Here is a 24591-nt window from a genome sequence, read left to right on the forward strand (position 1 = left end):
TTGCTTTAGAGGGCTTCGAGCACGCTGACGTAGTTGGCGATGCCCACGCCACCCATGTTCTGCACCGCGGCCCGGCGCGGGTTGGCCAGCTGCATGTCGCCGGCGGTCCCGGTGAGCTGCATGGCGGCGATGACGTGCTGGGAGACGCCGGTGGCGCCGACGGGGTGGCCCTTGGCCTTGAGCCCGCCCGAGACGTTGACCGGCAGCTTGCCGTCATTGAAGACCCAGCCTTCTTCCAGCGCCCGGGCGCCCTGGCCGCGTTCGGTCAGCCCCATGGCCTCGTACATGAGCAGTTCGGCGATGGTGAAGCAGTCGTGGACTTCCGCGAAGTCGAGCCCCTCCAGCCCGACGCCGGCCATCCCCAGGGCCCGCTGCCAGGAGGCGCGTGTGGCGGCGAATTCGGTGGGGTCCCGGCGGTCGGCGGGGAAGAAATCGTTCGCCTGGCCGAAGCCGGCGAGCCGCACCGGGGCGGTTGCCCCGCCGGTAGGGGCAACGCTGAGGACGACGGCGGCGGCGCCGTCGGAGACGGGGGAGCAGTCGGTGCGGCGCAGCGGATCGGCCACCATCGGGTTCTTGTCCGAGACGGTGCGGCAGAACTCCTCGCCGAGGTCCTTGCGGAGCTGGGCGTAGGGGTTGTCGACGCCGTTGCGGTGGTTCTTCGCCGCGATGGTGCCCAGGACGTCGCCGAGCTTTCCGTTGCCGTCGCCATAGCGCTTGCCGTAGTGCTTCGCGACCTCCGCGAAGAGCCCAGTGAACCCGGTGGTGGAGGCCTTGCCGGCCATGTCGTAGTCCGCGCCGAGCAGGGCCGCGCCCACGACGTCGGCCCCGGCGTGGGTCATCTTTTCGGCGCCGATCACCAGGACGGTCTTCGCGGTGCCGGCAAGCAGGGACTTGGTGCCCTGCTGGAATGCGGCCGAGCCGGAGGCGCAGGCGTTCTCCACCCGAGTGGAGGGTACGTTGGCCAGTTGATCCGAGACCTGCAGTGCGAGGGAGGACGGGAAGGCCAGCGGCATCATGCCGGAGTTGAACTGGCCGAGGTAGATCTCATCGATCTGGCCGGGCTCGATCCCGGCGTTGCCGATCGCCTCGGTGGCGACCTGCACGATCAGGGACTCCAGGGTTTCTTCGCTCAGCTTGCCGAACCGGCTGTGGCCCCAGCCGGTGAGCAGGACGTCCTTGCCGAACTGGTCTTTGAGGCTCATGCCGTCGCTCCTTCAAATTCGAGCGCGACATCGAAATCGGCTTCGGTCTTTTCGCGGATTTCCTCCACGGTGACGCCGGGCGCGAGGCGCGTGAGCGTGAGCTTCCGCCCGCCTGCTTTGTGTTCATTCTTCACAAGGTCGAAGACCGCGAGGTCGCTGATGATGCGGTCCACGCAGCTGAGCCCGGTGAGCGGCAGCGTGCATTCGTTGACGATCTTGGCGCTGCCGTCCTTGGCGTTGTGCTCGGTCAGGACCACGACGCGCGGGGTGCCGGCCACGAGGTCCATGGCGCCTCCCATGCCCTTGACCATCTTGCCGGGGATGGTCCAGTTGGCGAGGTCGCCGGCACCGGAGACCTGCATGGCACCGAGGATCGCGACCTTCACGTGGCCGCCGCGGATCATGCCGAAGGACGTCGCGGAGTCGAAGATGCTGCCGCCGGGCAGGACCGTGACGGTCTGCTTGCCGGCGTTGATCAGGTCCGCGTCTTCCTCGCCCTCGAAGGGGAATGGGCCCATGCCGAGCAGGCCGTTCTCGCTCTGCAGGACAACGCGGACGCCGTCGGGCAGGTTGTTGGCCACCAGCGTGGGGATGCCGATGCCAAGGTTGACGTAGTCGCCGTCGTTCAGTTCTTCGGCCGCGATTGCGGCCATTTCATCTCGGGTCCAGGCCATGGTGGTTCTCCTTGGAAAGTCAGGGTGCAAAGGGTGGGGCGCCAACGCCGGCGCGCCCGGGGTGGGCGGCGCTCGGGCCGGATTAGACGGTGACGGCGGAGGCGGCCTGCGCCGCCGCCGCTTCCGCTGCGGGCCGCGGGCGGACGGTGCGCTGTTCGATGTCCTTGACGCGGCCGCTGGCCTGGACCAGGCGCTGGACGAACACGCCGGGGGTGATGATGTGGTTCGGGTCCAGCTGGCCGGGCTCGACGATCACTTCGGCCTCGGCGACCGTCACGGCTCCCGCGGTAGCCACCACCGGATTGAAGTTCTGCGCGGTATACCGGTAGATCAGGTTGCCGTCGGTGTCGGCCGTGTGGGCGTGAACCAGGGCGACGTCGGCCTTGATGGCGCGCTCCTGGACATAGGTCTCGCCGTCGAACTCCGCCAGCGGCTTGCCTTCGGCGACGAGGGTGCCCACGCCGGTCTTCGTGTAGAACGCCGGGATGCCGGCGCCGCCGGCGCGCAGCCGCTCAGCAAGGGTGCCCTGCGGGGTGAACTCCACCTCCAGCTGGCCGGCGAGGTACTGCTCGGCGAAGAGCTTGTTTTCCCCAACGTAGGACGCGATGACCTTACGGACCTGGCCGCCTTCGATCAGGACCCCGAGGCCCTTGCCGTCCACGCCCATGTTGTTGGAGACGACAGTCAGGTCCTTCACCCCGGAGTCCCGCACCGCCTCGATCAGGTCAGCGGGGATCCCGCTGAGCCCGAAACCGCCGACGGCGAGCGTCATGCCGTCGCGCAGTACGTCCTGCAAAGCGGCCGCTGCCCCGGATTTCACCTTTGACATTGCATCTCCTCATTGAGCTCGTCTTGCTGTCCACCCCGGCAATCCACTTTGTGGACTCCATGTCTGAAGAAGGAGCCTATGGTGTGTCACAGACCACTGTCAACGTGGAGTCTCGCCGCTAACTGGCGGAATTTACAGTGTGGACGCTACCCTTAGGACTATCCATTATGTGGATACCTGATGGTGAAATTGGGTAAAAGCAGCGTGGGAGAAAGCATCATTCAGTTCCGGGCCGACGTGAGGCAAGCAATGAATACAACCCCCGTCCAGGGCGCCCAGGTGGTCAGCCGGGCAGCCGGCCTGCTGCGCCTGGTCGGCCGGAAGCCGGAGGGCTGCCCCCTGGTGGAGCTCGTGCGCGAATCCGGCCTGACACGGCCCACCGTGCACCGGCTGCTGAGCTCGCTCGCGGCCGAGGGGCTGCTGGACCAGGACCCGGGCAGCGGCAACTGGGTCCTGGGACCGGAGATCCTGCTGCTGGGGTCCGTGGCCTCGGCGCGCTTCCCCCTGGAGGACATCGCGAGGCCGAGCCTGCGCCGCCTGGCCGAAGAGACCGGCGAAAGCGCTTTCTTCTCCATCCGCCGCGGCAACGAGACCGTGTGCCTGCTCCGGGAAGAAGGCAGCTTCCCGGTCCGTTCCTTCGTGCTGCACGAGGGGGTGCGGTTCCCGCTGGGCGTCGCCTCCGCCGGCACCGCCATCATGGCCTTCCTGCCGGCACAAGAGCAGGAAGAACTGCTCGCTAACTGGGCAGCCCATGCCGGCAGCTTTGCGGCCGCGCACACCGCAGCACTGGTCAGGGAGAACCTGGAAGCGACGCGGCAGGCCGGCTATTCGGTCAATCCGGGGCTGGTCCTGGAAGGCAGCTGGGGGATGGGTGCGGCGGTCTTCGACCAGCGGGGGCGCCCCGCCTGGGCGCTGTCCCTGACCGGCATCGAACCGCGCTTCCGGGAGGACCGGCGTCCGCAGCTGGGGCGGCTGCTCCTGGAAGAAGCGCACCGGATCTCCACGCTGCTGACCCGCTCGCCAGGCGCCTGACCCTCGTCACGGGCTCCGGTTCGGCTCAGGCTGCCTCGGACAGTTCAACTTGCCGGGCGACTCTTGCGCAGCCGCCGCTTGTGCCAGAAGCTGGCAGCACAGGCCGCAGCGCGTCGAGCCGAAGGAGCAAAGCCCCGTGAAAGACACCAAGATCTCTTTCGATCACTATGGCAGCCCGGACGTCGTCACCGTTGGCGAGGAGAAACCGCCGGTTCCGGGGGAGAACGAGGTCCAGGTGGGAATCCGCGCCGTCGGCGTCAACCCGGTGGACTGGAAAGTCGTTGCCGGCTACCTGAAGCCGTACCTTGCCCTGGACTTCCCTGCAGTTCCCGGCTGTGAGGCGGCAGGAATCGTGACCGCCGTTGGCCCCGGCGTGACCGGCTATGAGGTGGGTGACGACGTCATCTGGAATGGCATTTCCGGGGCCTACCGTGCCGTGGCAAATTTTCCGGTCGACCAGCTGACGCCAAAGCCCGCGGGCATCGATTTTGAGCAGGCGGCATGCGTCGCGATAGCTGGCGGCACAGCGTATTCGGCGCTGGTTCAGCTTGGCATTGGCGTGGGGGACACGGTCCTCATCCACGGCGCAGCGGGCGGGGTCGGCTCTGCGGCAACCCAGATCGCGCGGCACCTCGGCGCCCGGGTCATCGGGACCGCTTCAGAGCAGAACCACGACTATTTGCGCGGCCTCGGCGCCGTGCCTGTGGCCCATGGCGAAGGGCTCGTGGAACGCGTCCGCGCGCTGGGCACCATCACCGCCGTCGTGGACACCTTTGGCGGGGAGGAGACGACGACGGCGACGGTCCATTTGCTCGGCGGCCACGGCGCCGCGGTGACCACAGTGCCTGGAAAGGAGGCCAACGCCGCCGGAATTGCACCGGTCAGGCTGCTGGACGGACGGGTAGCGGAGGCGGCCCGGCTGTCGGCCGGGGGAAAGCTCCGCTTCAGCATCCAGGAGCGGATTCCCCTCACCGATGCGGCCCGGGCACTGGGCATCAGCCGCGCAGGCCATGTCCGGGGCAAACTCGTGCTGATCCCCTAATTGGAACCCCCCGGGGCGAACCTGCAGCCCCGGCCCGGGGCTCCCGGCTCAGGCTATTTCCACCAGGTGTCGAAAATCGTCACCGGGACCGTGCGCTTGTGGCGGGTCCGCAGGTACATCGCCTCGATCCGTTCGGCAGCGGCATCGGGTACGTCACGGCCCTCGAGGTAGTCATCGATCAGGTCGTAGCCGAGGCCGAGTTCGTCCTCGTCGGTGCGGCCTGGCTTGCCGTCCAGCAGATCCGCCGTCGGAACCTTTTCCCAGATCCGGGCCGGTGCGCCGAGTTCCGCCAGCAGGGCGCGGTTCTGGCGCTTGTTAAGGCCGAACAGCGGCAGGATGTCCGCGCCGCCGTCGCCGAACTTGGTGAAGAACCCCGTGACGGACTCGGCGCCGTGATCCGTGCCGATCACCAGGTAGTTGTGCTCGCCGGCCAGGGCGTACTGGGCAATCATCCGGGTCCGGGCCTTGGTGTTGCCCTTGTGGAAATCGGAGATCTCCGTGCCCACGGTCTTCTCGAACTCGTCCTCGAAGCCATCTACTGCGGCCGAGATGTTGAACGTCCATTCGGTCTTGGCGCGCACGAAGTCCAGGGCCGCCTGCGCGTCGTCCTCGTCATGCTGGACGCCGTAGGGCAGCCGCACGGCCACGAAGTTCGCTTCGGTGCCCTCGGCCTCGAGTTCCTCGACCGCCAGCTGGGCCAGCCGCCCGGCCAGGGAGGAGTCCAGGCCGCCCGAGATGCCCAGGACGAAGCCCTTGGTGTGGGTGGCCGCTAAGTATTCCTTCAGGAACGTCACGCGTTTGCGCACCTCCCCGGCAGGGTCGATCCGGGGCTGCACGCCCATTTCCTCGATGATCTTCGCCTGGAGTTCACGCATGCCTCACAGCCTAGTCAGCGGTGTCAACAACGCTCAACTATTGCGTCCGGACCGGCGGCTGACGAGCGGATCCGGCGTCGAAATGGCTTCGGTTCCGGACGGCGGCTACGGTTTCGGACCGTTGCGACTTGGATCCCCGGTGCGCCGGTCCGAATTCGGCGCCCCTGTCCGGAACCGCCGCGAAAACCTCACCACCGGCCGACGCCTGCCCGGTCCTGACTGGGCACCGGGCCGGACGCCGGGCCTATTGAGCCTGCCGCACCGGACCGGTGGAGCCGCGGACCGTGAGATGGGTGGGCATCACGGACCGGCTTCGGGTGCCACCGCCGGCGAGCGGGTTCAGCTGGGCCAGCAGCATGGACACCGCCACGCGGCCGGCCTGCTCGATCGGGGAGGCCATGGTGGACAGCGGCGGATTGCAGAAGTCGGCGCCAAAGATGTCGTCGCAGCCCACAATGCTCATGTCCTGCGGGACGCGGATGCCGCGTTCGCGAAGGCGCTGGAGCATGCCGATGGCGATGAGGTCGTTGAACGCGAGGCAGGCGGTGACCCCGCTGTGGACGGCGGCGTCCGCGGCTGCCGCGCCGGACTGTGTCTTGGGGGCGAACGGACCGAGCCGGCGCACCTCCACGCCGCGTTCCTCGGCAGCCACGGACAACGCGGTCCACCGCCGTTCGCTGGACTGCGACGTCGTCGGGCCGGCCACATAGGCCACCCGGGTGTGCCCCAGCGAGATCAGGTGGTCCAGCGCCTGGCTGGTGCCGGACGGGGTGTCGATCAGGACCGCGGGAACGCCGGGCACGTCACGGTTGATCGCGACCATGGGCATCTTCGCCGCCGCGTTCAGCAGAGCTTCGTCGCTGAGCCGGGATGCGGCAACGATGATGCCGTCGGCGCTCTTGCGCAGCTGCTCCACGGTGCTGGCCTCCACCTCGTCGGATTCTTCCGTGTCCACCAGCAACTGGGTGTGCCCGGCCGCCTTGAGCTGGAGCTGGGTTCCCCTGATGAGGTCGAAGTAGAACGGGTTGGTGATATCCGGAACCAGGACTCCCACCGCGCCCGTGCGCCCGGAACTCAGCGCCTTCGCCTGGCTGTTGGGGGTGTAGTGCAGCCGGGCCGCGGCCGCCTCGATCCGCTGCCGTGTCCTGATGTTGACCCGGTCCGGCGTGGAGAGGGCACGGGAAACCGTGGAGGCCGCCACGCCGCAGAGCGCGGCGATGTCATGGATGGTGGCCGGGCGGTCCACTGCTGCTGGTTGCGTCGTCGCCACGGCGCTCCTCTCTGAACGTGGTGGCCGGGCCGAGGTGGCCGGGGGCGGGTGGCCGGGCTGTGATTGCCGCCACAGGGCCGGTCAGCAAAGCATGCCACAGATTGTCAGAATTTGGCAACCGGTTGTCATTTGAGTGCGGTGATGGCTAGACTGGGGCCCACACCGTTTGTGAACTGCGTCACCGCGCCGGAGCCGGAAGCTGCCCGCGGCGGCCGCGAAACCCAGGAGATCCGCGTGAGCAAAACACCACCCGCAGTCTGGTCGCTGTCAGGCTTCGGCGACGAAATAGATCCGGACCCGGCAGTTCAGGCCGCCGTGCTCCTGGCGCTGGGCGCAAGCCACATCGAGGTCCGCAGCGCCTGGGGCACCAACGTCTCCGAGCTGGAGCCCGCGCAGGTTGCCCGGCTCAAGGAAATCCTGGATGAAAAGGGCCTCAAGGTCTCGGCCGTGGCCAGCCCCATCGGGAAGGTGGACGTGAGCCTGCCGGTGGAGCACGAGCTGGCACGGCTCCGGCAGATCATCTCAGTGGCCAGGGGGCTGGATACACAATACGTCCGCATTTTCTCCTTCTTCCGGGCCGAAGGGCGCAGCGCGGAAGACATCCGCGAGGACGTCCTGGGCCGTATGGGCGCGCTGGCGGCGCTCGCCGCGGAATCCGGCGTCGTGCTCCTGCACGAAAACGAAAAGGGCATCTATGGCGATACCCCGCAGCGCGTGCTGGACATCATGGAATCCGTGAACTCGCCCGCGCTCCGCATCGCGTGGGACAACGCCAACTTCGTCCAGGTGGGCGTCAAGCCCTACACCGAGGGCTATGCCATGCTGCGCCCCTACCTCGAGTACTTCCAGGTCAAGGACGCGCTCGCCACCACCGGGGAAGTGGTCCCCTCCGGTGAGGGCGACGGCGAACTCGACGCCACCATCGCCGCCCTCAAGGCGGACGGTTACGCCGGCTTCGCCTCGCTGGAACCCCACCTGGCCAGCGCCCACGAACTCGGCGGCTTCTCGGGCCCGGCGGCCTTCGGCACCGCGGCCCGCGCCTTTGCCGCGCTGGCCGCGAAAAACCAGATCGAACTCGTGTAATCGGCCTTCTTTAGCAGGCATGCACCACCACTAGGGAAAGAGGGAACTCCGGATGCCAAAAGCGGCAATCATCGGCTGCGGCGACGTGTCGGTCGTTCACTTTGAAGCACTTGCAGGGATGGACAACGCCGAATTGATGGCCGTCTGTGACCCGGATCCGGCACGCCGGGCGGCGGCGCAGGAGGCCCACGGCGTCCCCGGCTTCGCGGACTACCGCGACATGCTCGAGGTGGCAGCTCCCGGCGTCGTGCACATCACCACCCCGCATCACGAACACGCGGCGATCGCGATCGAATGCCTGCGCCGCGGTGTCCACGTGGTGCTGGAAAAGCCCCTGGCGCACACCCTGGCCGAGGGCGAAAGGCTGCTGGCCGCGGCTGCCGACAGCACGGCGAAAATTGCCCTGTGTTTCCAGAACCGCTACAACGCCCCGGTGCAGGAAATGCGCCGACTGCTGGACTCCGGCGAACTGGGCCAGGTGCGGGGGGCCTCGGCCACGGTCATGTGGCACCGGGATGCCGATTACTACCTCAGCCGGCCCTGGCGCGGAAACTGGGCCGAGGGCGGCGGGGGGCTGATGATGAACCAGGCCATCCACACCGTTGACCTGCTGCAATGGCTGGTGGGCGACGTCGTCGCGCTCGCAGGCAGCGCCTCGACCCATGCGCTGGCAGAAACCATCGAGGTGGAGGACACTGCGGAGTTCGCCGCGCTGCACAGCAGCGGGGCGCGCTCCGTCTTCTACGCCACCTTGGCCAACACCGTCAACGCACCAGTCACGCTGGACATCAGCACCGAGAGGGCAACATTGAGCCTGCGCGGGGACCTGACAGTCACTTACGACGACGGGCGCAGCGAGGTGGTGCGGGAACGCACCAAGGGATCGGGCGGCCGGTCCTACTGGGGTGTTTCGCATGCCCTGCTGATCGCAGATTTCTATGCCCGACTGGCGCAGCCTGGCCCGTTCTGGATTGACGCCGCCGAAGGGGCGAAGTCGCTGCGGATCGTGAAGGAACTCTACCGCCAGTCCTACCCCGGCTCTGAGGAAAAAGTGTCCTAACCGAAGCCGCCTCCGCGACCCGGCTCAGGCGCGCGGGCTTCCGTTGCGCTTTCTTTTCCACTGCGAACGTCGTGCCTGCGCACTGCGTGCGCTCGCAGGTGCACCGTCGTGCTCCGTCCAAGTGCCCGGCAACACCCCTGATCGCAATAATTCAAAAAGTAATGACAACCGGTTGCCAGATGTGGCAACCCAACGTACGCTGAACCCACAAGCGGCAATGTGGCACAAGCCACATTGCCGCCGCCATGGTCCGTGCAGCGGACCTCGTCAATGATCCAAAGGAGCCAACAATGAAGTTCGGTCCCAAGGCAGCAGCTGCTGCCCTCATCCTCAGCGCATCCCTCGCGCTCACCGCCTGCGGCGGCGGTGCCGCAGCAGGCGGCGCAGGCACCACAGCCACGTCCCTCACGCTCGGCACCATCCAGGATGTCCGGTCCTGGGATCCGGCCCAGGCCCATGTGGGCCATATCCTCCAGCCGTACCAGGCCGTCTACGACACCCTGATCCTGCGCGAGCCGGACGGAAAGCTCAGCCCCATGCTGGCGACGGCCTGGAAGTACAACGCAGCAAACACCAAACTGACGGTGGACCTGCGCTCGGACGTCACCTTCAGCGACGGAGCAAAGTTCGACGCCGAGGCTGCCAAGGCCAACATGGACCACTTCAAGACGGCCAATGGTCCGCAGATGGCCCAGCTCAATGCCGTCAAGGACGTGGCCGTTGTGGACGCCGATACCATCGACATCAACCTCAGCACCCCGGACCCGGCCCTCGAGTACTTCCTCAGCCAGGCGGCCGGCCTGATGGGCAGCCCCAAGGCGCTCGGCACCGAGGGCATCAAGACCGAGCCGGTGGGCTCCGGGCCCTACGTGATGGACAAGGCCGCGTCGGTCAAGGACTCCCAGACCGTGTTCACCGCCCGGAAGGACTACTGGAACAAGGATCTGCAGAAGTACTCCAAGCTGACCTTCAAGATCCTGACCGACCCCACCGCCCGCACCAACGCCCTGGTCTCCGGCCAGGTGGACGCCACACTCCTGGACCCCAAGAACGGCAAGCAGGCCGAAGGCGCCAAGATGAAGCTGGCCGCCAACGAGGTGGACTGGCAGGGGCTGCTCCTCCTGGACCGTGACGGTGCCAAGAACCCCGCACTGCAGAACGTCAAGGTCCGCCAGGCCATCAACTACGCCTTTGACCGCAAGACCATCCTCGACCAGGTCCTGTTGGGCCAGGGCACCCCGACGTCCCAGCCGTTCGGCAAGGCCAGCGGCGCCTGGACCGAAGAACTGGAGAACTACTACAGCTACGATCCGGCCAAGGCCAAGCAGCTCCTCAAGGAAGCCGGCTATGAAAACGGCGTGACCCTGGAAGTCCCCAGCATCCCCGACTTCCAGACTCAGATTTCCGTGGTCCAGCAGCAGCTGGCAGACGTCGGTATCACCCTGAAGATTGGCGCCGCGCTCACCAACACCTTCACCTCCGATGTGGCTGGACAGAAGTACACCACCATGTACTTCTCCCTCTTCCAAGGCCAGCCGACAGTTGCCATCAACCAGATCATCTCCACCAAGGCGCTCTACAACCCGTTCAAGAACGCGTCGCCGGAGCTCGACGCCAAGATTGACGCCGTGCGCAACGGCGGGGCTGACGCGGGCAAGCTGGCCCAGGAAGTGAACAAGTACGTGGTGGAGCAGGCCTGGTTCGCGCCGCTGTTCCGCGTCAACCAGATGTACTACCACAACGCCAAGGTCGACGTCACACCCCAGATCCAGCAGGCCGTTCCGTCCATTTACAACTACTCACCCGCCAAGTAGGACACCATGATCAGGTTCATTGCGAAACGACTGGGCAGCGGGCTGGTGGTGCTGCTTGTTGTCTCGGCGCTCACCTTCTTCCTGCTCTATATGTCCAGCGGGAGCATCGCCAGGAACATCCTGGGCGATCAGGCCACCGCTGAGCAGGTGGCGATGAAAGAACACGAGCTGGGGCTGGACCAGCCCCTGCTGACCCGCTACTTTGCCTGGGTGGCCGATGCCCTCAGCGGAAACCTGGGTGCCTCCTGGTTCTCCTCGGAACCGGTGGCCAACTCCCTGGCCAGCCGAATTCCGGTGACCATGACCATGGTTTTCGCCGCAATGATCCTGATCGCAATTTGTGCCGCACTCATCGGTGTCATCGCCGCGGTCAAGCGCGGCTGGGTGGACAGGGTGGTCCAGGTTGGCGCCATCATCGGCGACTCCGTTCCGGGGTTCGTGATCGGCGTCGTCCTGGTCACCATCCTGGCCATCCAGTTGGGCCTGTTCCCGGCCACCAGCACCATTTCCCCGGATTCCGGGGCCGACGCGTGGGTCTATTCCATGTCGCTTCCGGTGATAGCCCTGCTGATCAACGGCGTCACCGGGGGCGCGCAGCAGATCCGCAGCGCCGTCATCAAACAACTCGAGCGGGACTATGTCCGCACCCTGCGCAGTCGCGGGATCGGCGAGCGGGAAATCCTGTTCAAGCACGTCCTGCGCAGCGCCGCGCCGGCCGGCCTGACGGTGCTGAGCCTGCAGCTGATCGGCATGCTGGGCGGCGTGGTGATCATCGAGCAGATCTTCGCCCTTCCCGGCATGGGTCCGATGGCGGTCGCCGCCACAGGCCAGTCGGATCTTCCGGTGGTGATGGGCGTCGTGATGTACACGGTGGTCGTCGTCATTGTGGTGAACCTGCTGGTGGACATCCTCAATGGCTGGCTCAACCCGAAAGTACGTGTGTCATGAACAATTCTTCCGAAGAAGCCGCCGCAACCGCGGCATCCGCCGCCATTCCGATTCACCCCGGCCAGAGCGGCACCGTGGTCCGGTCCACCGTCATCCGGCGCCTGTTCAGGAACCCGCTGGGCATCGTTGCCATGACCATCCTGCTGGCGATCTCGCTCCTGGCGGTACTCGCCCCGGTCCTGGCGCCCTTCGAGCAGAACTACGCCAACATCGCCAAGACCCTCGCCGCCCCGGACTCCGTAAACATCCTCGGAACGGACAGCGCCGGGCGCGATGTCTGGAGCCGGCTCCTGTACGGCGCGCAGCTGACGCTGCTTTCCGCCCTGCTCTGCGCGGGCGTGGCCATTGCCATCGGCCTGCCGTCCGGCCTGGTCGCCGGGTACTACGCCGGCAAATTCGAGGCAGTCTCCAACTGGGTGGTCGGCATCCTCATGAGCCTCCCCGGGCTGATCGTGCTGCTGACCATCCGGGCGGCCTTCGGCCCTTCGGTCTGGATGTCCATGATCGCCTTCGGCATCCTGATCAGCCCGTCCTACTTCCGGCTGACCCGCACGGCCGTCCAGTCGGTGCGCAACGAGCTCTATGTCGACGCCGCACGGGTCTCCGGGCTGTCCGCCCTCAGCATCATCGCCCGCCACATCTTCTCCGTGGTCCGCGCCCCCATCATCATCCAGACCGCGGCGATCGCCGGCGTGGCCATCGCCATTCAGTCCGGTCTGGAATTCCTCGGCCTGGGCGACCCCACCAAGGCCACCTGGGGCGTGATGCTCTCGGAGGGCTTCAAGAACGTCTACCTCACTCCCACGCTGCTCTTCTGGCCGGCACTGGCCATGGCGCTGACCATCGGCGGCCTGGTCCTGCTGGGCAACGCCATCCGCGATGCCCTTGAAGACGGCGAAAAGATCAAGCCCCGCAAGAAGAAGGCCATGCGGGAAAGTTCGACGGCGCCGGCCGCCGTGCGCCCGTCGCGCAAGTCCGTGGCCGCCGTCGACCCCGGAACCGAACACCACCTGGTCAAGGTGACCAATCTCGGCGTCGGCTATCCGCAGGCAGACGGCTCCATCAAGAAGGTCGTCGACGACGTTTCCTTCCACGTGGACCGCGGCGAGATCCTGGGCATCGTGGGCGAATCCGGTTCGGGCAAGTCCCAGACCGCCTTCTCCATCCTGGGGCTGCTGCCGGACAATGCCCGCATCGTGGCCGGCTCCATCCAGTTCGACGGCAAGTACACCGTTGCCCCGGGCGAGGAACGCGTCAGCCAGGAGCGACTGTCCAAACTGCGCGGCAGACGGATTTCCTACATCCCGCAGGAGCCCATGAGCAACCTGGACCCGGCCTTCACCATCGGCTACCAGCTCGTGACACCCATGCTCCGCGTCCTCGGCATCTCCAAGGCCGAGGCCAGGAGGCGGGCATTGAAGCTGCTCACCGACGTCGGAATCGCCAACCCCGAACGGACCTTCAACGCCTACCCGCACGAAGTCTCCGGCGGCATGGCCCAGCGCGTCCTGATCGCCGGCGCCATCAGCTGCGAACCGGACCTGGTGATTGCCGATGAGCCCACCACGGCCCTGGATGTCACGGTGCAGGCGGACGTGCTGGACCTGCTGCGCGAGCTCCAGCAGCGCCTGAACATCGGCGTCATCCTGGTGACCCACAACTTCGGGGTGGTGGCGGACCTCTGCGACCGTGTGGCCGTCATGCAGAACGGCCGGCTCGTGGAGGAAGGATCCGTCCGCGACATCCTGCGCAATCCGCAGGAGCCTTACACGCAAACGCTCCTGGCATCGATGCTTGAGGGCAAGGAACCCATGTCCATGCTCGTTTCCACCGGCCAGAAGGAGCCAGTCGCATGAGCCCCACCGACAGCGCTCCGCTGCTCGCGGTAGACCAACTGATCGTCGAGTACCCCAGCAAGAAGTTCCGGGCCAAGCCCTTCCGCGCCCTGACGGACATCAACATCACCATCGGCCGCGGCGAAACCCTCGGCCTGGTGGGGGAGTCCGGTTCCGGCAAGACCACCCTGGGCCGCGCCATCCTGGGGCTGGCCCCGGTGACCGGCGGGAAGCTCAGCTTCGACGGCAAGGACATCAGCCGCGCCACCCGCAAGGACCGGCGGGTCCTGAGCCGTGACCTGCAGGTGGTGTTCCAGGATCCCTACACCTCGCTGAACCCCGCCCTGGAGATCGGCGACATCCTCGCCGAACCACTGGGTGTGCAGGGCATGGACGCCGCGGCGGCCAAAAAGCGTGTGAGGGAACTGCTGGACCAGGTGGGTCTGCCCGCCGACGCCATCAACCGGCTGCCGCGCGAATTCAGCGGCGGACAGCGCCAGCGCGTGGCGATCGCCCGCGCCCTGGCCCTCTCGCCCAAGCTGATCGTCTGCGATGAGCCGGTCAGTGCCCTGGACCTCTCCACCCAGGCCCGGGTGCTGGACCTGTTCCTGCAGATCCAGAAGGACACCGGTGTGTCCTACCTCTTCGTCTCCCACGACCTCGACGTCGTCCGGCACATCAGCCACCGCGTCGCCGTGATGTACCACGGGGAGATCGTCGAACAAGGCCCGGCCGGCGTCGTCACCACCGACCCCGACCACCCCTACACCCAGCGGCTGCTGCTCGCCTCCCCGGTCCCGGACCCGGACCGGCAGGAACAGCGCCGCGCGGACCGGCACCGCTTGCTCGAGACGCAGCGCATGCAGCACGAACAAGCGGGCGCCCTCGCCTGAGGCCACCCGCGCCGTCAGGCAGAACGGCCGGCGCCCTGGCGGCAGCACCTAACCGGCAACGAGGGCCCTTGCGGGTCCGTAACACCACGGAGGAATACAGTGGCCAAAATTGGCGTACAAGCGATGATGCTGAAAGACAGCTTCGCCGAAGTGGGGGCGTTCGAGACGCTCCGCAAGGTGAGCGCGATCGGATACAACGCCGTCGAGATCTCCCAGATCCCGATGACCCCGGAGAACGTCGCCGAGCTGGACCGCGCCCGGAGCGAACTGGGCATGGACATCGCGGCACTGTCCGTCGCGATGGAGACTCCCAAGGGCCGTCCCGGGGACTCCCTGGCGGAGCACTTCGACAAGATCGTGGCGGACGCCAAACGCCTGGACTCCAGCCTCCTGCGGATCGGCATGCTGCCGTTCCCGGCCATGAAGTCAATCGCGGCAGTCGTTGATTTCGCCAAGGAGGCCAACGAGTACGCGCAGCGCCTGCAGGAACAGGGCCTGAGCCTGTATTACCACAACCACCACATCGAGTTCGCGAAGTTCGACGGCAAATTCATGCTGGACATCATTGCCGAGAACTCCCCGGCCATGGGCATGGAAATCGATGTGCACTGGGTGCAGCGCGGCGGCCTGGACCCGGTCCGGACGCTGCAGAAGTACGCCGGCCGCACGGCCATGGTCCATCTGAAGGACTACCGGATCGGAGAACTGCCGGAGTCCTCGTTCGGGCTCCTGGATTCCGGGGACATCATGGGCTTCATGACCGAGTTCAAGAATGTGGTCCAGTTCGCTGAAGTGGGCGAAGGCAACCTGGACTTCGCATCCATTGTTCCGGCCGCCCAGGCCGCCGGCGCCCGGTACCTGCTCGTGGAGCAGGACGAACTCTACGGGCGCACCGTCTGGGACGCGCTGCAGACCTCCCACGACAACCTGATGGCGCTCGGCCACGCCGAACTTTTCTAACCCACCCCCACTGACTACGGAGAACCACCACATGAGCAAGCAAGTACGCCTGGGCATCATCGGCCTGGGCCAGCAGGGCGGCGCCTACGCCCAGTTCATCACCGACGGCCTGGTCCCGAACATGGTGATCGGCGCCATCTGCGACACCGACCCCGCGAAAAAGGAACTGGCGGCCGCCAAGTACCCCGACGCGCCCTTCTACGACGACTACATCACGATGCTGGAAAGCGGCGACGTCGATGCGGTCGTGACGTGCGTGCCGCACTTCCTGCACCCGGAAATGGGGATCGAGACCCTCAAGCGCAACATCCACGCCCTCGTGGAGAAGCCGGCCGGCGTCTACACCAAGCAGGTCAGGGAGCTCAACGAATTTGCCGCGGGCAAGCCCGAGCTGTCCTTCGCCATCATGTTCAACCAGCGCAACAACCCGCTGTACCAGAAGCTGAAGGAGATCGTCGACGGCGGCGAGATCGGCGGCATCCGCCGCACCAACTGGATCATCACCAACTGGTGGCGACCGCAGGGCTATTACAATTCCAGCGAATGGCGTGCCACGTGGGGCGGCGAGGGCGGCGGCGTTCTGGTCAACCAGGCCCCGCACCAGCTGGACCTGTGGCAGTGGATCTGCGGCGTGCCGAAGTCCGTCTACGCCAAAGTCGCCTACGGCTTCCGCCGCGACATCGCCGTGGAGGACGAAGTCACGGCCGTCGTGGACTACGGCAACGGCGCCACGGGCGTCTTCGTCACCGCGACGCACGACCTCGTGGGAACCGACCGCTTCGAGATCCTGGGCGACCAGGGCAAGATCGTGGTGGAGAACAGCAAGACCGCCACCGTGACCCGCCTGAAGAAGCCCGAGCGTGAACTCAGCGACGGCATGGGCATGGACGATGTCCGCAGACTCTTCATGGGCGAGCTCAATCCCGGCGAGTACTACACCACCGAGGTCATCGAGTTCGAGTCCGCCTGGGGCGCGCAGCACTCCGGCGTCCTGGCGAACTTCGCCGCCAACATCCTGGACGGCACGCCGCTGCTGGCCCCGGGATCGGACGGCATCAAGGGTGTCCGGCTGGCCAACGCCATCCACCTCTCGAGCTGGACCGGCACGGAAGTGGCGCTGGACTTCGACGAGGACGAGTTCCTCGCCGAGCTGAACAAGCGCATCGCGGACGAGGGCAAGTTCGCCGAGCGCTCCTAGCCCGCCCCGCCCCGCCGCAGCAGGGGCCGTTTTGAGCACTCAAAACGGCCTCCGCTGGGGGCTGGTTGGGTTGTTTCCTCGTTAGGATGGGGCGGTGACTGAACCCAAGACGCCGGACGCTGCCGCAACAACAGACCCGGCCAAGAAGCACTCCCGGTCCGGAAAGTCCCACGCCACCATCTACGACATTGCCAAGGTTGCCGGCGTCAATCCTTCGACCGTCTCACGGGCGCTGAGCAAGCCCGGCCGGGTCAGCGCCAAGACGCAGAAACTCATCGAGGACGCGGCCGCCGAGCTGAACTACCAGGTCAATCCGTTCGCCCGCGCGCTGCCCACCGGCCGCACCAACACCTTCGGCCTGATCGTCGCGGACATCACCAACCCCACGTTTTTCGACATCATCCGCGGGGCGGAAACGACCGCCACGCTGCGGGACTACACCCTGGTGCTGGCCGAGTCGGCCGAGTCCGGCGTCACCGAACTGACGGCAGCACGCCGGATGATGGCCACCGTGGACGGCCTCATCCTGGCCAGCCCCCGCATGGACGACGACGACATCCGCGCCATCGCCCGGGACAAGCCGGTGGTGGTCATCAACCGCGAGGTCGACGGCGTGCCGTGCGTGGTTCCCGACGTCAACAAGGGCATCAGCGAGGCAGTCCGCAGCCTGGCCGCCAACGGGCACCACAAGGTTGCCTTTGTTGCCGGGCCGCCGCAGTCCTGGATGTCCGCGCGCCGCTGGGAAGGCGTGCAGGCGGCCTGCGAGTGGTCCCGGCTCGAAGCCGTGCGGCTGGAATCCACCAAACCCACGGTCGACGGCGGCCGCCAGGTGGCGCGCGACGTCCGGGCAAGCGGCGCCACGGCGGTGCTGACCTACAACGACCTCCTGGCCATCGGGCTCATGCAGGAACTCCAGGCCGCCGGCATGGTGGTCCCGGACCAGATCAGCATCGTGGGCTTCGACGACATCTTCGGCGCGGACTTCACCACGCCACCGCTCACCACCGTGCGCTCGCCGCTGGGGGAGTGCGGCTCCGGCGCCGCGACGCTGCTCCTTGATCTGCTGCATGGTGCGGGGGAACCGGCCGCCACGCTGCGCGTCGAGACGGAGCTGGTGCTGCGCGGCTCGAGCGGGCGGCTGCTGCCCGCGGGCTAGCCACACCTGTGAGGCCATCCGCAACTTGATGGCAATTATTGGCAACCGGTTGACAAATGCCGGAGGCAAGCCGGACCATTGATCTATGTCACAGTCGATTGCCGCCAACCCAGACCGGCTTCTGCCCGCGGATCCCGGAACGCGCAGCATTGCGCGCGACCTCCTCCAGTGCGTCCAGGACCTCCCCATCATTTCCCCGCACGGGCACGTTGACGCCGCCGTCATCGAGCACAACAGCCCCTTCCCGGACCCGGCAGCGCTGCTGGTCAGCCCGGACCACTACGTCACCCGGCTGATCCACGCCAGCGGCGTCCCGCTGGACCGGCTCCGGGGCTCGGCCGCGGCCGAACCGGACTCCCGCACGGTCTGGCGCGAGTTCTGCAAGGCCTGGCCGCTCTTCGAAGGCACAGCCTCCGGCTACTGGCTCCGCACCCAGTTCAGCAGCGTCTTCGGCCTCCGGCAGGAGATCAGCGCCGAGACCGCCGACGCCAGCTACGACGCGATCTCCGCCAAGCTGCTGGAGCCCGGCTTCCGTCCCCGCCAGCTCTTCAAGGACTTCAACATCGAGGTGCTGGCCACCACCGACGACCCCCTGGACAGCCTCGCCAGCCACGCGGCGATCGCCGAGGACCCCACCTTCCACGGCCGCGTCCTGCCCACCTTCCGCCCCGATGCCTACCTCAACATCGCGCACCCCACGTGGTCCGCGAACGTTGACCGGCTCATCTCGGCAGCGGGCGACGGTGCCACCGGCTATGCCGGCTACCTCACCGCCCTGGAAAACCGGCGCCGCTACTTCGTGGACCACGGCGCGGTCTCGGCCGACCACGGCGTCCGCACACCGGCAACGCTCAAGCTCGACGCCGGCGATGCGGCCAGGCTGTTCGACCGCGCCCGCTCGGGCCAGGCCACGGCGGCCGACCGCGACGACTTCGAGGCCCACATGATGTACCAGATGGCACGGATGTCCGTGGAGGACGGCCTGGTCATGACCATCCACCCGGGGTCCTACCGCAACCACCACGAACCCACCTTCAACGCCTTCGGCGCCGACACCGGCCACGACATCCCGTTCGCCGTCAACTACACCGAGGCGATCCGTCCGCTGCTGCAGGACTTCGGCACCGCCAAGGACTTCCACCTGGTGCTCTTCACCCTCGATGAGACCGTGTTCTCCCGCGAACTCGCGCCGCTGGCGGGTTTCTACCCGTCGGTCTACCTCGGTGCCCCGTGGTGGTTCCTGGACGCGCCCGACGCCATGCTGCGTTTCCGCTCGGCCGTGACCGAAACCGCAGGATTCTCCCGCTCGTCCGGCTTCATCGACGACACCCGGGCCTTCTGCTCCATCCCCGCGCGCCACGATGCCTCCCGCCGGATCGAGGCCTCCTTCCTGGCCAGGCTGGTCGCGGAGCACCGCGTCAGCGAGGACCGCGCCCATGAACTGATCGTCGACGTCGTGGACGGCTCACCCCGACGGGTGTTCAAACTGTGAGCGCCGAACTGACATCCGCACAGGAATCCGAGGTCGAGGCCGCCGTGGAACTTCCCCAACTGAGCCGCCGCCTGCGTCCCGGTGCGACGGCGCCTGTGCGGATCGTCCATCTGGGGCTGGGCGCCTTCCACCGCTCGCACCAGGGCTGGTACACCCACCAGGCGTCCGACGCAGCGGACTGGGGCATTGCCGCCTTTACCGGACGCCGCCCCGACGCCGCCCTGGCGCTGGCCGAACAGGACGGGCTCTACACGATCGTGAACCGGGCCGACGGCGGCGACACCTTCACCGTTGTCAGCAGCATCGTCGAAGCCGTGGACGGGGCGGATGTCCAGCGCCTGGCGGAGCTGGTTGCCGCGCCGGCCACCGCGGTGATCACCCTGACCATCACCGAGGCGGCCTACCGGCTCCGCGCCGACGGGCAGCTTGACCGCTCCGCGCCCGACGTCGCCGCCGACCTTGCGCTGCTGGCGTCCGGCAGCGCCAACCCGGCGACGCCGCTGGGCCGGCTGGTGCTGGCCCTCGCCGCCCGCCGGGCTGCCGGGGCGGGACCACTCGCCGTCGTCTGCTGCGACAACCTTTCCAACAACGGCACCGTCGCGCACAATGCCGTGGCAGGCATGGCCGGGGCGTGGGACGCTGGCCTGGCCGGATGGATCGACGCCAACGTCAGCTTCGTCAGCACCTCGGTTGACCGCATCACTCCCCGCACCACGGCCGCGGACATCGCCGCCGTCCAGGCCGCGTGCGGCTACCGCGACAATTCGCCCGTGGTGGCCGAGCCCTTCTCCAACTGGGTGCTCAGCGGGGAGTTCCCCGCCGGGCGGCCGCGCTGGGAAGACGCCGGAGCCGTGTTCGTCGCCGAGATCGAACCGTACGAAAACCGCAAACTCTGGCTCCTGAACGGCGCGCACTCGCTGCTGGCCTACGCCGGCCAGCTGCGCGGCCACACCACCGTGTCCGAGGCCCTGGCAGACCCGCTGTGCCTGCGGGCCATTGAAAGCTTTTGGGACGAGGCGGAGGCAAATCTGTCCGGGCCGGCGGGACATGCCGCCGAGCTGCAGATCCCGGCCTACCGCGCCGCCCTGCTGGAGCGATTCGGCAACGCCCGGATTGCCCACCACCTCGCACAGATCGCCATGGACGGCAGCACGAAGCTGCGGATGCGCGCCGTTCCGGTGCTGCGGGCCGAGCGTGCCGTGGGCAGGCCCGGCGCGGCGGCCGCGCTCATGATTGCCGCCTGGATGGACTACAGCGCCGCCTCGGCCGCGCTCCAGGATCCGCTGGCCGAGGAGGCAGCCGCAGCCAACCGGCTCGCGGGCGCCGAGCGGACCCGTGCCCTGTTGGCCTTGGTGGATCCGGCCCTGGCCGGTGACCGTTCCGTCGTGGACCTCATTGAAAGCTTGCGCGGAACGTTCGGGGAGCAGGCTGTCTCCCCGTAACGCCCTGCGTGCAAGCAGTGCTGCCCGGCTCCCGGATCATCGGGAGCCGGGCAGCAGTGTTTCAATGAACAGCGGAGTTTCAATGAACTTTCAACAAAATGATGGCAACCGCTTGCCATTTGATTGCCAAGTGATTAGGATTACAGCAAGAGCACAAACCGGCCCCGCAGCCGGACCCTAAAAACCCTCCCCGGCACTGCCCGCAAAGACGCGATAGGACCTCCCCAATGCTCAAGCCCCAGGCCAGCGAAACCCGCGAGATCGTCAACCTCGACGGCCTGTACCGCTTCAAGGTCGACCATGACCGCTCCGGCCACCGGGACGAATGGTTCAAGGCGCCCCTGGAAACCGGACTGGAAATGGGCGTCCCGGCCAGCTACAACGACGTCTTCCCCGACAAGGCTGTCCGGGACCACGTGGGCTACGTCTGGTACCAGCGCGACGTCCGCGTCCCGCGCGGCTGGGCAGGGGAGCGCATCCACGTCCGCCTCGACTCCGCCACCCACGAAGGCATGGTGTGGGTCGACGACACCCTGGTGGCCCAGCACACCGGCGGCTACATGCCGTTCAGCGCGGACATCACGGACCATGTGACACCCGGACAGGCCTTCCGCCTGACGGTCTCGGTCAACAACGAGCTCACGCAGGCCACCATCCCGCCCGGGACCATCACCGTCACCGGGGACGGCCGCCGCCAGCAGAGCTACCTCCACGATTTCTACAACTACGCCGGCCTGCACCGCAGCCTCTGGCTCTTCAGCACCCCCGCCGTCACGGTCGATGACATCACCGTCGTCACCGGCTTCGAAGGAACCGCCGGCAGCGTCGACTACACGATTGCCACCGCCGGCGGGACCGGCACCGAAACGGTCACCGTTTCCCTCCGCGACGCCGACGGCGTCGAGGTCGCCCGCGCCGACGGCGCCCGCGGCACCCTGGCGGTCGCCGACGTCGTGCTCTGGAAGCCCGGCGCGGCCTACCTGTACAGCCTCACCGCGCAGATTTGGGACGGCGGCCGGCTGCTGGACAGCTACACCCTGCCGGTCGGCGTCCGCACCGTGGAAGTCAGCGGCAAGGAATTCCTCATCAACGGCGAACCGTTCTACTTCACCGGCTTCGGCATGCACGAGGACCACGTAGCCATCGGCAAGGGCCACAGCAACGCCCAGATGGTCAACGACTTCCAGCTCCTGGACTGGGTGGGCGCCAACTCGTTCCGGACCTCGCACTACCCCTACGCCGAGGAAGTCATGGAGTTCGCGGACCGGCACGGCATCGTCGTGATCGACGAAACCGCCGCCGTCGGGCTGCACCTGGGCTTCGGCGCCGTCTTCGGCGGCATCGCCAGGAAGACCTACATCGAGGGCGGAGTGGACGCCAATACCGCCGCCAACCACCGGCAGGCGATTACCGAACTCGTCGCCCGCGACAAGAACCACCCCTCCGTCGTGATCTGGTCGATCGCCAACGAACCCAACGGTTCCGAGGAGGGCGCCCGCGAGTACTTCGCACCCCTCGCGGAGCTGACCCGCAGCCTGGACCCCACCCGGCCCGTCGGCTACGTCAACGTCCTGTTCGACACCCCGGACAAGGAACTGCTCGGGGACCTGTTCGACGTGATCATGCTCAACCGCTACTACGGCTGGTACGTCGATAACGGCGACCTCGAAACCGCCGAGCAGCACCTCGAGAAGGAGCTGCGCGAGTGGGAAGCCAAGTACGGCAAGCCCATGATCATGACCGAGTACGGACCGGACACCATGCCCGGCTTCCACTCCATCTATGAACAGCCCTGGAGCGAGGAATACCAGGCAGCGTTCCTGGCCATGTACCACCGGGTCTTCGACCGGGTCGACGCCATGGTCGGTGAACAGGTCTGGAACTTCGCGGACTTCCAGACCTCCAACGGCATCATGCGCGTTGACGGCAACAAGAAGGGCGTCTTCACCCGGGACAGGCGGCCCAAACCCGCCGCCTATGCCCTGCGCCAGCGGTGGACGGCACTGGCCGGCACCAAGAACAGCACCTCCAAGGCGTAGGCCTCACCGCACATTTTTTGCCGGACCCAGGTCCGGCAACGGGTAAAGGAGCCCAATCATGAAAAAGCTGAACAAGCTCAGCATCGTCGGCTATGGCGCCGGCGACGCCGCAAACAATCTCGCCTTCACCACCGCCACCATGTTCCTGCTCGTGTACTACACGGATGTGGCCGGGATCTCCGCCGCGGCCGCCGGCACCCTGCTGCTGGTGGTGCGGATCTTCGACGCCTTCGCCGACGTCTTCGCCGGCCGCGTGGTGGACCGGACCTACAGCAAGCGGTTCGGCAAGTTCCGTCCGTTCATCATGTTCGGTTCCATCCCGTTGCTGCTGCTGAGCGTGGCCACCTTCTCCATCCCTGAGCTCGGCGAATCCGGCACCCTGCTCTACGCCTACGTCACGTACGCAGCCCTGGGCCTGGCCTACAGCCTGGTCAACATCCCCTACGGCTCCCTCGCCGGCGCCATGACCCAGGACCCCGCGGAACGCGCCAAGCTCGGCTCCGCCCGGATGATCGGCGGAATGCTGGTCGGCTCCGCCCTTGGCATCTTCGTGGCCCCTTTGATCAAACCGGGCGCCAACCTGCAGGCAACGTTCACCACCATCACCCTGGTCTTCGTCGTCATCGGCGCGGCCCTGTACCTCTTCACCGTCCTGACCGCCAAGGAACGGGTCCACCGCGCCGTCCCCAACGTCACGTTCAAGCAGAGCATGGACACCCTCAAGGGCAACAGGCCGCTGCTGATGCTGTGCGTGAGTTCCTTCTTCTTCCTGACCGGCTACTTGGCCCTCACCTCGGTCCAGCTGTACTACCTCCGCGATGTCCTGGGCCGGCTGGACCTGTACCCCGTACTGTCCATCACCCAGCTCGTCCTCACCTTCGTGCTGGCCGGGTTCATGCCGAAGCTGGTCCGGAACCTTGGCAAGAAGCGCGTCTACATCTTCTCCTCGCTGCTCACGGTCATTGGCGGCGCCATCGTTTTCTTCACCCCGGCAAGCCAGGTCTGGATCGGATTCACCGGCCTGGTCATCAGCCTCGTGGGCGTGCTGGCGGTCAACATCGTCGTGTGGGCGCTCGAGGCCGACACCGTGGAGTACGGCGAATGGAAGACCGGAGTCCGGACCGAGGGCATCACCTACGCGTTGTTCTCCTTCACCCGCAAGACCGGACAGGCCGTCGGCGGTGCGCTCGCCGCCTACGCCCTGGCCCTGGGCGGCTACAAGTCCGGCGCCGTCCAGACGCCCGACGCCGTCTTCGGCATCCAGATCGCCGCAGGCGCCCTGCCGGCCGTCATGACCATCCTGGCCGTGCTCGTCATGGCCAAGTACACGCTTACCGATGCCATGCACGCCCGGATCCTCACCGAGATCCAGGTCCGCCGCACCGGCGGCGACGGTTCTTCGGCCGGCGTCCGGCCGTCCGGCACCGCCGACGGTGCCCCCACCGTTCCGGCCGGCGCCGCGCCGCTGGCGCCGGGCAACTAAGACACCCCCTGTAAGAGCAGAAAAGGACCTGTTGTGAAAATCATTGCCGCTGAAGTGTTCGTCACCAGCCCCTCCCGGAACTTCGTGACCCTGCGGATCACCACCGAGGACGGCATGACCGGGATCGGGGACGCGACCCTGAACGGGCGCGAGCTCGCCGTGGCCGCCTATTTGAAGGAGCACGTCGCGCAGCTGCTGATCGGCAAGGACCCGCACCGGATCGAGGACACCTGGCAGTTCCTGTACCGGTCCTCGTACTGGCGC

Annotated in this window: 20 protein-coding genes and 1 pseudogene; 16 read left to right on the forward strand and 5 right to left on the reverse strand. The window is 66.9% G+C overall.

What is annotated here, in order from left to right; all coding sequences use genetic code 11:
* Positions 1–5: 5 nt before the first annotated feature.
* The 3 genes from AC1DGD_RS06040 to AC1DGD_RS06050 form a co-directional block, all read right to left on the reverse strand.
* On the reverse strand, positions 6–1202 hold the full coding sequence (locus AC1DGD_RS06040; protein ID WP_476856211.1) for an acetyl-CoA acetyltransferase: 1197 nt from the start codon (positions 1200–1202) through the stop codon (positions 6–8).
* Entirely contained in the window at positions 1199–1876 is a 678-nt protein-coding gene (locus AC1DGD_RS06045; protein ID WP_476856212.1) for a CoA transferase subunit B, read from the reverse strand. Before AC1DGD_RS06045 ends, AC1DGD_RS06040 begins: the two co-directional genes overlap by 4 nt.
* 82 nt (positions 1877–1958) lie before the next feature.
* Positions 1959–2705: a CoA transferase subunit A gene (locus tag AC1DGD_RS06050; RefSeq protein ID WP_476856213.1), complete on the reverse strand. Its 747-nt coding sequence runs from the start codon at positions 2703–2705 to the stop codon at positions 1959–1961.
* Between the two features lie 249 nt (positions 2706–2954).
* Here AC1DGD_RS06050 and AC1DGD_RS06055 point away from each other — a divergent pair, with 249 nt between their 5' ends.
* The gene (locus AC1DGD_RS06055; RefSeq protein WP_230010098.1) at positions 2955–3737 is read left to right on the forward strand and encodes an IclR family transcriptional regulator; all 783 of its coding nucleotides are present in this window, start codon (positions 2955–2957) and stop codon (positions 3735–3737) included.
* 136 nt (positions 3738–3873) lie between these two features.
* The gene (locus tag AC1DGD_RS06060) at positions 3874–4779 is read left to right on the forward strand and encodes an NADP-dependent oxidoreductase (protein ID WP_476856214.1); all 906 of its coding nucleotides are present in this window, start codon (positions 3874–3876) and stop codon (positions 4777–4779) included.
* Between the two features lie 53 nt (positions 4780–4832).
* Here AC1DGD_RS06060 and nadE read toward each other — a convergent pair whose 3' ends face one another.
* A complete protein-coding gene (gene nadE / locus AC1DGD_RS06065; protein WP_223914563.1) occupies positions 4833–5654 on the reverse strand; it encodes an ammonia-dependent NAD(+) synthetase in 822 nt (273 codons plus the stop codon).
* Between the two features lie 244 nt (positions 5655–5898).
* Positions 5899–6924, reverse strand: a complete 1026-nt coding sequence (locus tag AC1DGD_RS06070) for a LacI family DNA-binding transcriptional regulator (RefSeq protein WP_476856215.1) — start codon at positions 6922–6924, stop codon at positions 5899–5901.
* A gap of 234 nt (positions 6925–7158) precedes the next feature.
* Here AC1DGD_RS06070 and AC1DGD_RS06075 point away from each other — a divergent pair, with 234 nt between their 5' ends.
* The 14 genes and pseudogenes from AC1DGD_RS06075 to AC1DGD_RS06140 form a co-directional block, all read left to right on the forward strand.
* Positions 7159–8007, forward strand: a complete 849-nt coding sequence (locus AC1DGD_RS06075; RefSeq protein ID WP_476856216.1) for a sugar phosphate isomerase/epimerase family protein — start codon at positions 7159–7161, stop codon at positions 8005–8007.
* Positions 8008–8059: 52 nt separating this feature from the next.
* Positions 8060–9067, forward strand: a complete 1008-nt coding sequence (locus tag AC1DGD_RS06080; protein WP_476856217.1) for a Gfo/Idh/MocA family protein — start codon at positions 8060–8062, stop codon at positions 9065–9067.
* A 290-nt stretch (positions 9068–9357) separates the two neighbouring features.
* Positions 9358–10881 (forward strand): ABC transporter substrate-binding protein, encoded by a 1524-nt coding sequence (locus AC1DGD_RS06085; protein WP_230008163.1) that lies wholly within the window; start codon positions 9358–9360, stop codon positions 10879–10881.
* Positions 10882–10887: 6 nt separating this feature from the next.
* Positions 10888–11829, forward strand: a complete 942-nt coding sequence (locus AC1DGD_RS06090; RefSeq protein WP_476856218.1) for an ABC transporter permease — start codon at positions 10888–10890, stop codon at positions 11827–11829.
* Positions 11826–13685, forward strand: coding sequence for a dipeptide/oligopeptide/nickel ABC transporter permease/ATP-binding protein (locus AC1DGD_RS06095; RefSeq protein ID WP_476856219.1), 1860 nt, complete (start codon positions 11826–11828; stop codon positions 13683–13685). Before AC1DGD_RS06090 ends, AC1DGD_RS06095 begins: the two co-directional genes overlap by 4 nt.
* On the forward strand, positions 13682–14557 hold the full coding sequence (locus AC1DGD_RS06100) for an ATP-binding cassette domain-containing protein (RefSeq protein WP_476856220.1): 876 nt from the start codon (positions 13682–13684) through the stop codon (positions 14555–14557). Before AC1DGD_RS06095 ends, AC1DGD_RS06100 begins: the two co-directional genes overlap by 4 nt.
* A gap of 123 nt (positions 14558–14680) precedes the next feature.
* Positions 14681–15517 (forward strand): sugar phosphate isomerase/epimerase family protein, encoded by an 837-nt coding sequence (locus tag AC1DGD_RS06105; protein WP_476856221.1) that lies wholly within the window; start codon positions 14681–14683, stop codon positions 15515–15517.
* 31 nt (positions 15518–15548) lie between these two features.
* Positions 15549–16715 carry a Gfo/Idh/MocA family protein gene (locus AC1DGD_RS06110; RefSeq protein ID WP_476856222.1) on the forward strand — a complete coding sequence of 389 codons (1167 nt, stop codon included), beginning with the start codon at positions 15549–15551 and terminating at the stop codon, positions 16713–16715.
* A gap of 94 nt (positions 16716–16809) precedes the next feature.
* Positions 16810–17871 (forward strand): LacI family DNA-binding transcriptional regulator, encoded by a 1062-nt coding sequence (locus tag AC1DGD_RS06115; RefSeq protein ID WP_476856223.1) that lies wholly within the window; start codon positions 16810–16812, stop codon positions 17869–17871.
* Positions 17872–17956: 85 nt separating this feature from the next.
* On the forward strand, positions 17957–19363 hold the full coding sequence (gene uxaC / locus AC1DGD_RS06120; RefSeq protein WP_476856224.1) for a glucuronate isomerase: 1407 nt from the start codon (positions 17957–17959) through the stop codon (positions 19361–19363).
* Positions 19360–20805, forward strand: coding sequence for a mannitol dehydrogenase family protein (locus AC1DGD_RS06125; protein ID WP_476856225.1), 1446 nt, complete (start codon positions 19360–19362; stop codon positions 20803–20805). The genes uxaC and AC1DGD_RS06125 overlap by 4 nt, the downstream gene beginning before the upstream one ends.
* Before the next feature lie 227 nt (positions 20806–21032).
* Positions 21033–22844 (forward strand): beta-glucuronidase, encoded by a 1812-nt coding sequence (gene uidA / locus AC1DGD_RS06130; protein WP_476856226.1) that lies wholly within the window; start codon positions 21033–21035, stop codon positions 22842–22844.
* A 58-nt stretch (positions 22845–22902) separates the two neighbouring features.
* Positions 22903–24327, forward strand: coding sequence for a glucuronide transporter (gene uidB / locus AC1DGD_RS06135; protein WP_476856227.1), 1425 nt, complete (start codon positions 22903–22905; stop codon positions 24325–24327).
* A 33-nt stretch (positions 24328–24360) separates the two neighbouring features.
* Positions 24361–24591: pseudogene (locus AC1DGD_RS06140) on the forward strand (bifunctional D-altronate/D-mannonate dehydratase); the annotation flags it as partial.

The organism is Arthrobacter sp. 05T45 (genome assembly GCF_056395875.1).

Excerpts from the sequence above, each read along its gene's own strand:
- AC1DGD_RS06090 (WP_476856218.1), top strand. The coding sequence starts at position 10,888 with ATGATCAGGTTCATTGCGAAACGACTGGGCAGCGGGCTGGTGGTGCTG.
- AC1DGD_RS06045 (WP_476856212.1), bottom strand. The coding sequence starts at position 1,876 with ATGGCCTGGACCCGAGATGAAATGGCCGCAATCGCGGCCGAAGAACTG.
- AC1DGD_RS06050 (WP_476856213.1), bottom strand. The coding sequence starts at position 2,705 with ATGTCAAAGGTGAAATCCGGGGCAGCGGCCGCTTTGCAGGACGTACTG.
- AC1DGD_RS06040 (WP_476856211.1), bottom strand. The coding sequence starts at position 1,202 with ATGAGCCTCAAAGACCAGTTCGGCAAGGACGTCCTGCTCACCGGCTGG.
- uidA (WP_476856226.1), top strand. The coding sequence starts at position 21,033 with ATGCTCAAGCCCCAGGCCAGCGAAACCCGCGAGATCGTCAACCTCGAC.
- AC1DGD_RS06055 (WP_230010098.1), top strand. The coding sequence starts at position 2,955 with ATGAATACAACCCCCGTCCAGGGCGCCCAGGTGGTCAGCCGGGCAGCC.
- AC1DGD_RS06080 (WP_476856217.1), top strand. The coding sequence starts at position 8,060 with ATGCCAAAAGCGGCAATCATCGGCTGCGGCGACGTGTCGGTCGTTCAC.
- AC1DGD_RS06110 (WP_476856222.1), top strand. The coding sequence starts at position 15,549 with ATGAGCAAGCAAGTACGCCTGGGCATCATCGGCCTGGGCCAGCAGGGC.
- AC1DGD_RS06100 (WP_476856220.1), top strand. The coding sequence starts at position 13,682 with ATGAGCCCCACCGACAGCGCTCCGCTGCTCGCGGTAGACCAACTGATC.
- AC1DGD_RS06105 (WP_476856221.1), top strand. The coding sequence starts at position 14,681 with ATGATGCTGAAAGACAGCTTCGCCGAAGTGGGGGCGTTCGAGACGCTC.
- AC1DGD_RS06085 (WP_230008163.1), top strand. The coding sequence starts at position 9,358 with ATGAAGTTCGGTCCCAAGGCAGCAGCTGCTGCCCTCATCCTCAGCGCA.
- uxaC (WP_476856224.1), top strand. The coding sequence starts at position 17,957 with ATGTCACAGTCGATTGCCGCCAACCCAGACCGGCTTCTGCCCGCGGAT.
- uidB (WP_476856227.1), top strand. The coding sequence starts at position 22,903 with ATGAAAAAGCTGAACAAGCTCAGCATCGTCGGCTATGGCGCCGGCGAC.
- AC1DGD_RS06095 (WP_476856219.1), top strand. The coding sequence starts at position 11,826 with ATGAACAATTCTTCCGAAGAAGCCGCCGCAACCGCGGCATCCGCCGCC.
- nadE (WP_223914563.1), bottom strand. The coding sequence starts at position 5,654 with ATGCGTGAACTCCAGGCGAAGATCATCGAGGAAATGGGCGTGCAGCCC.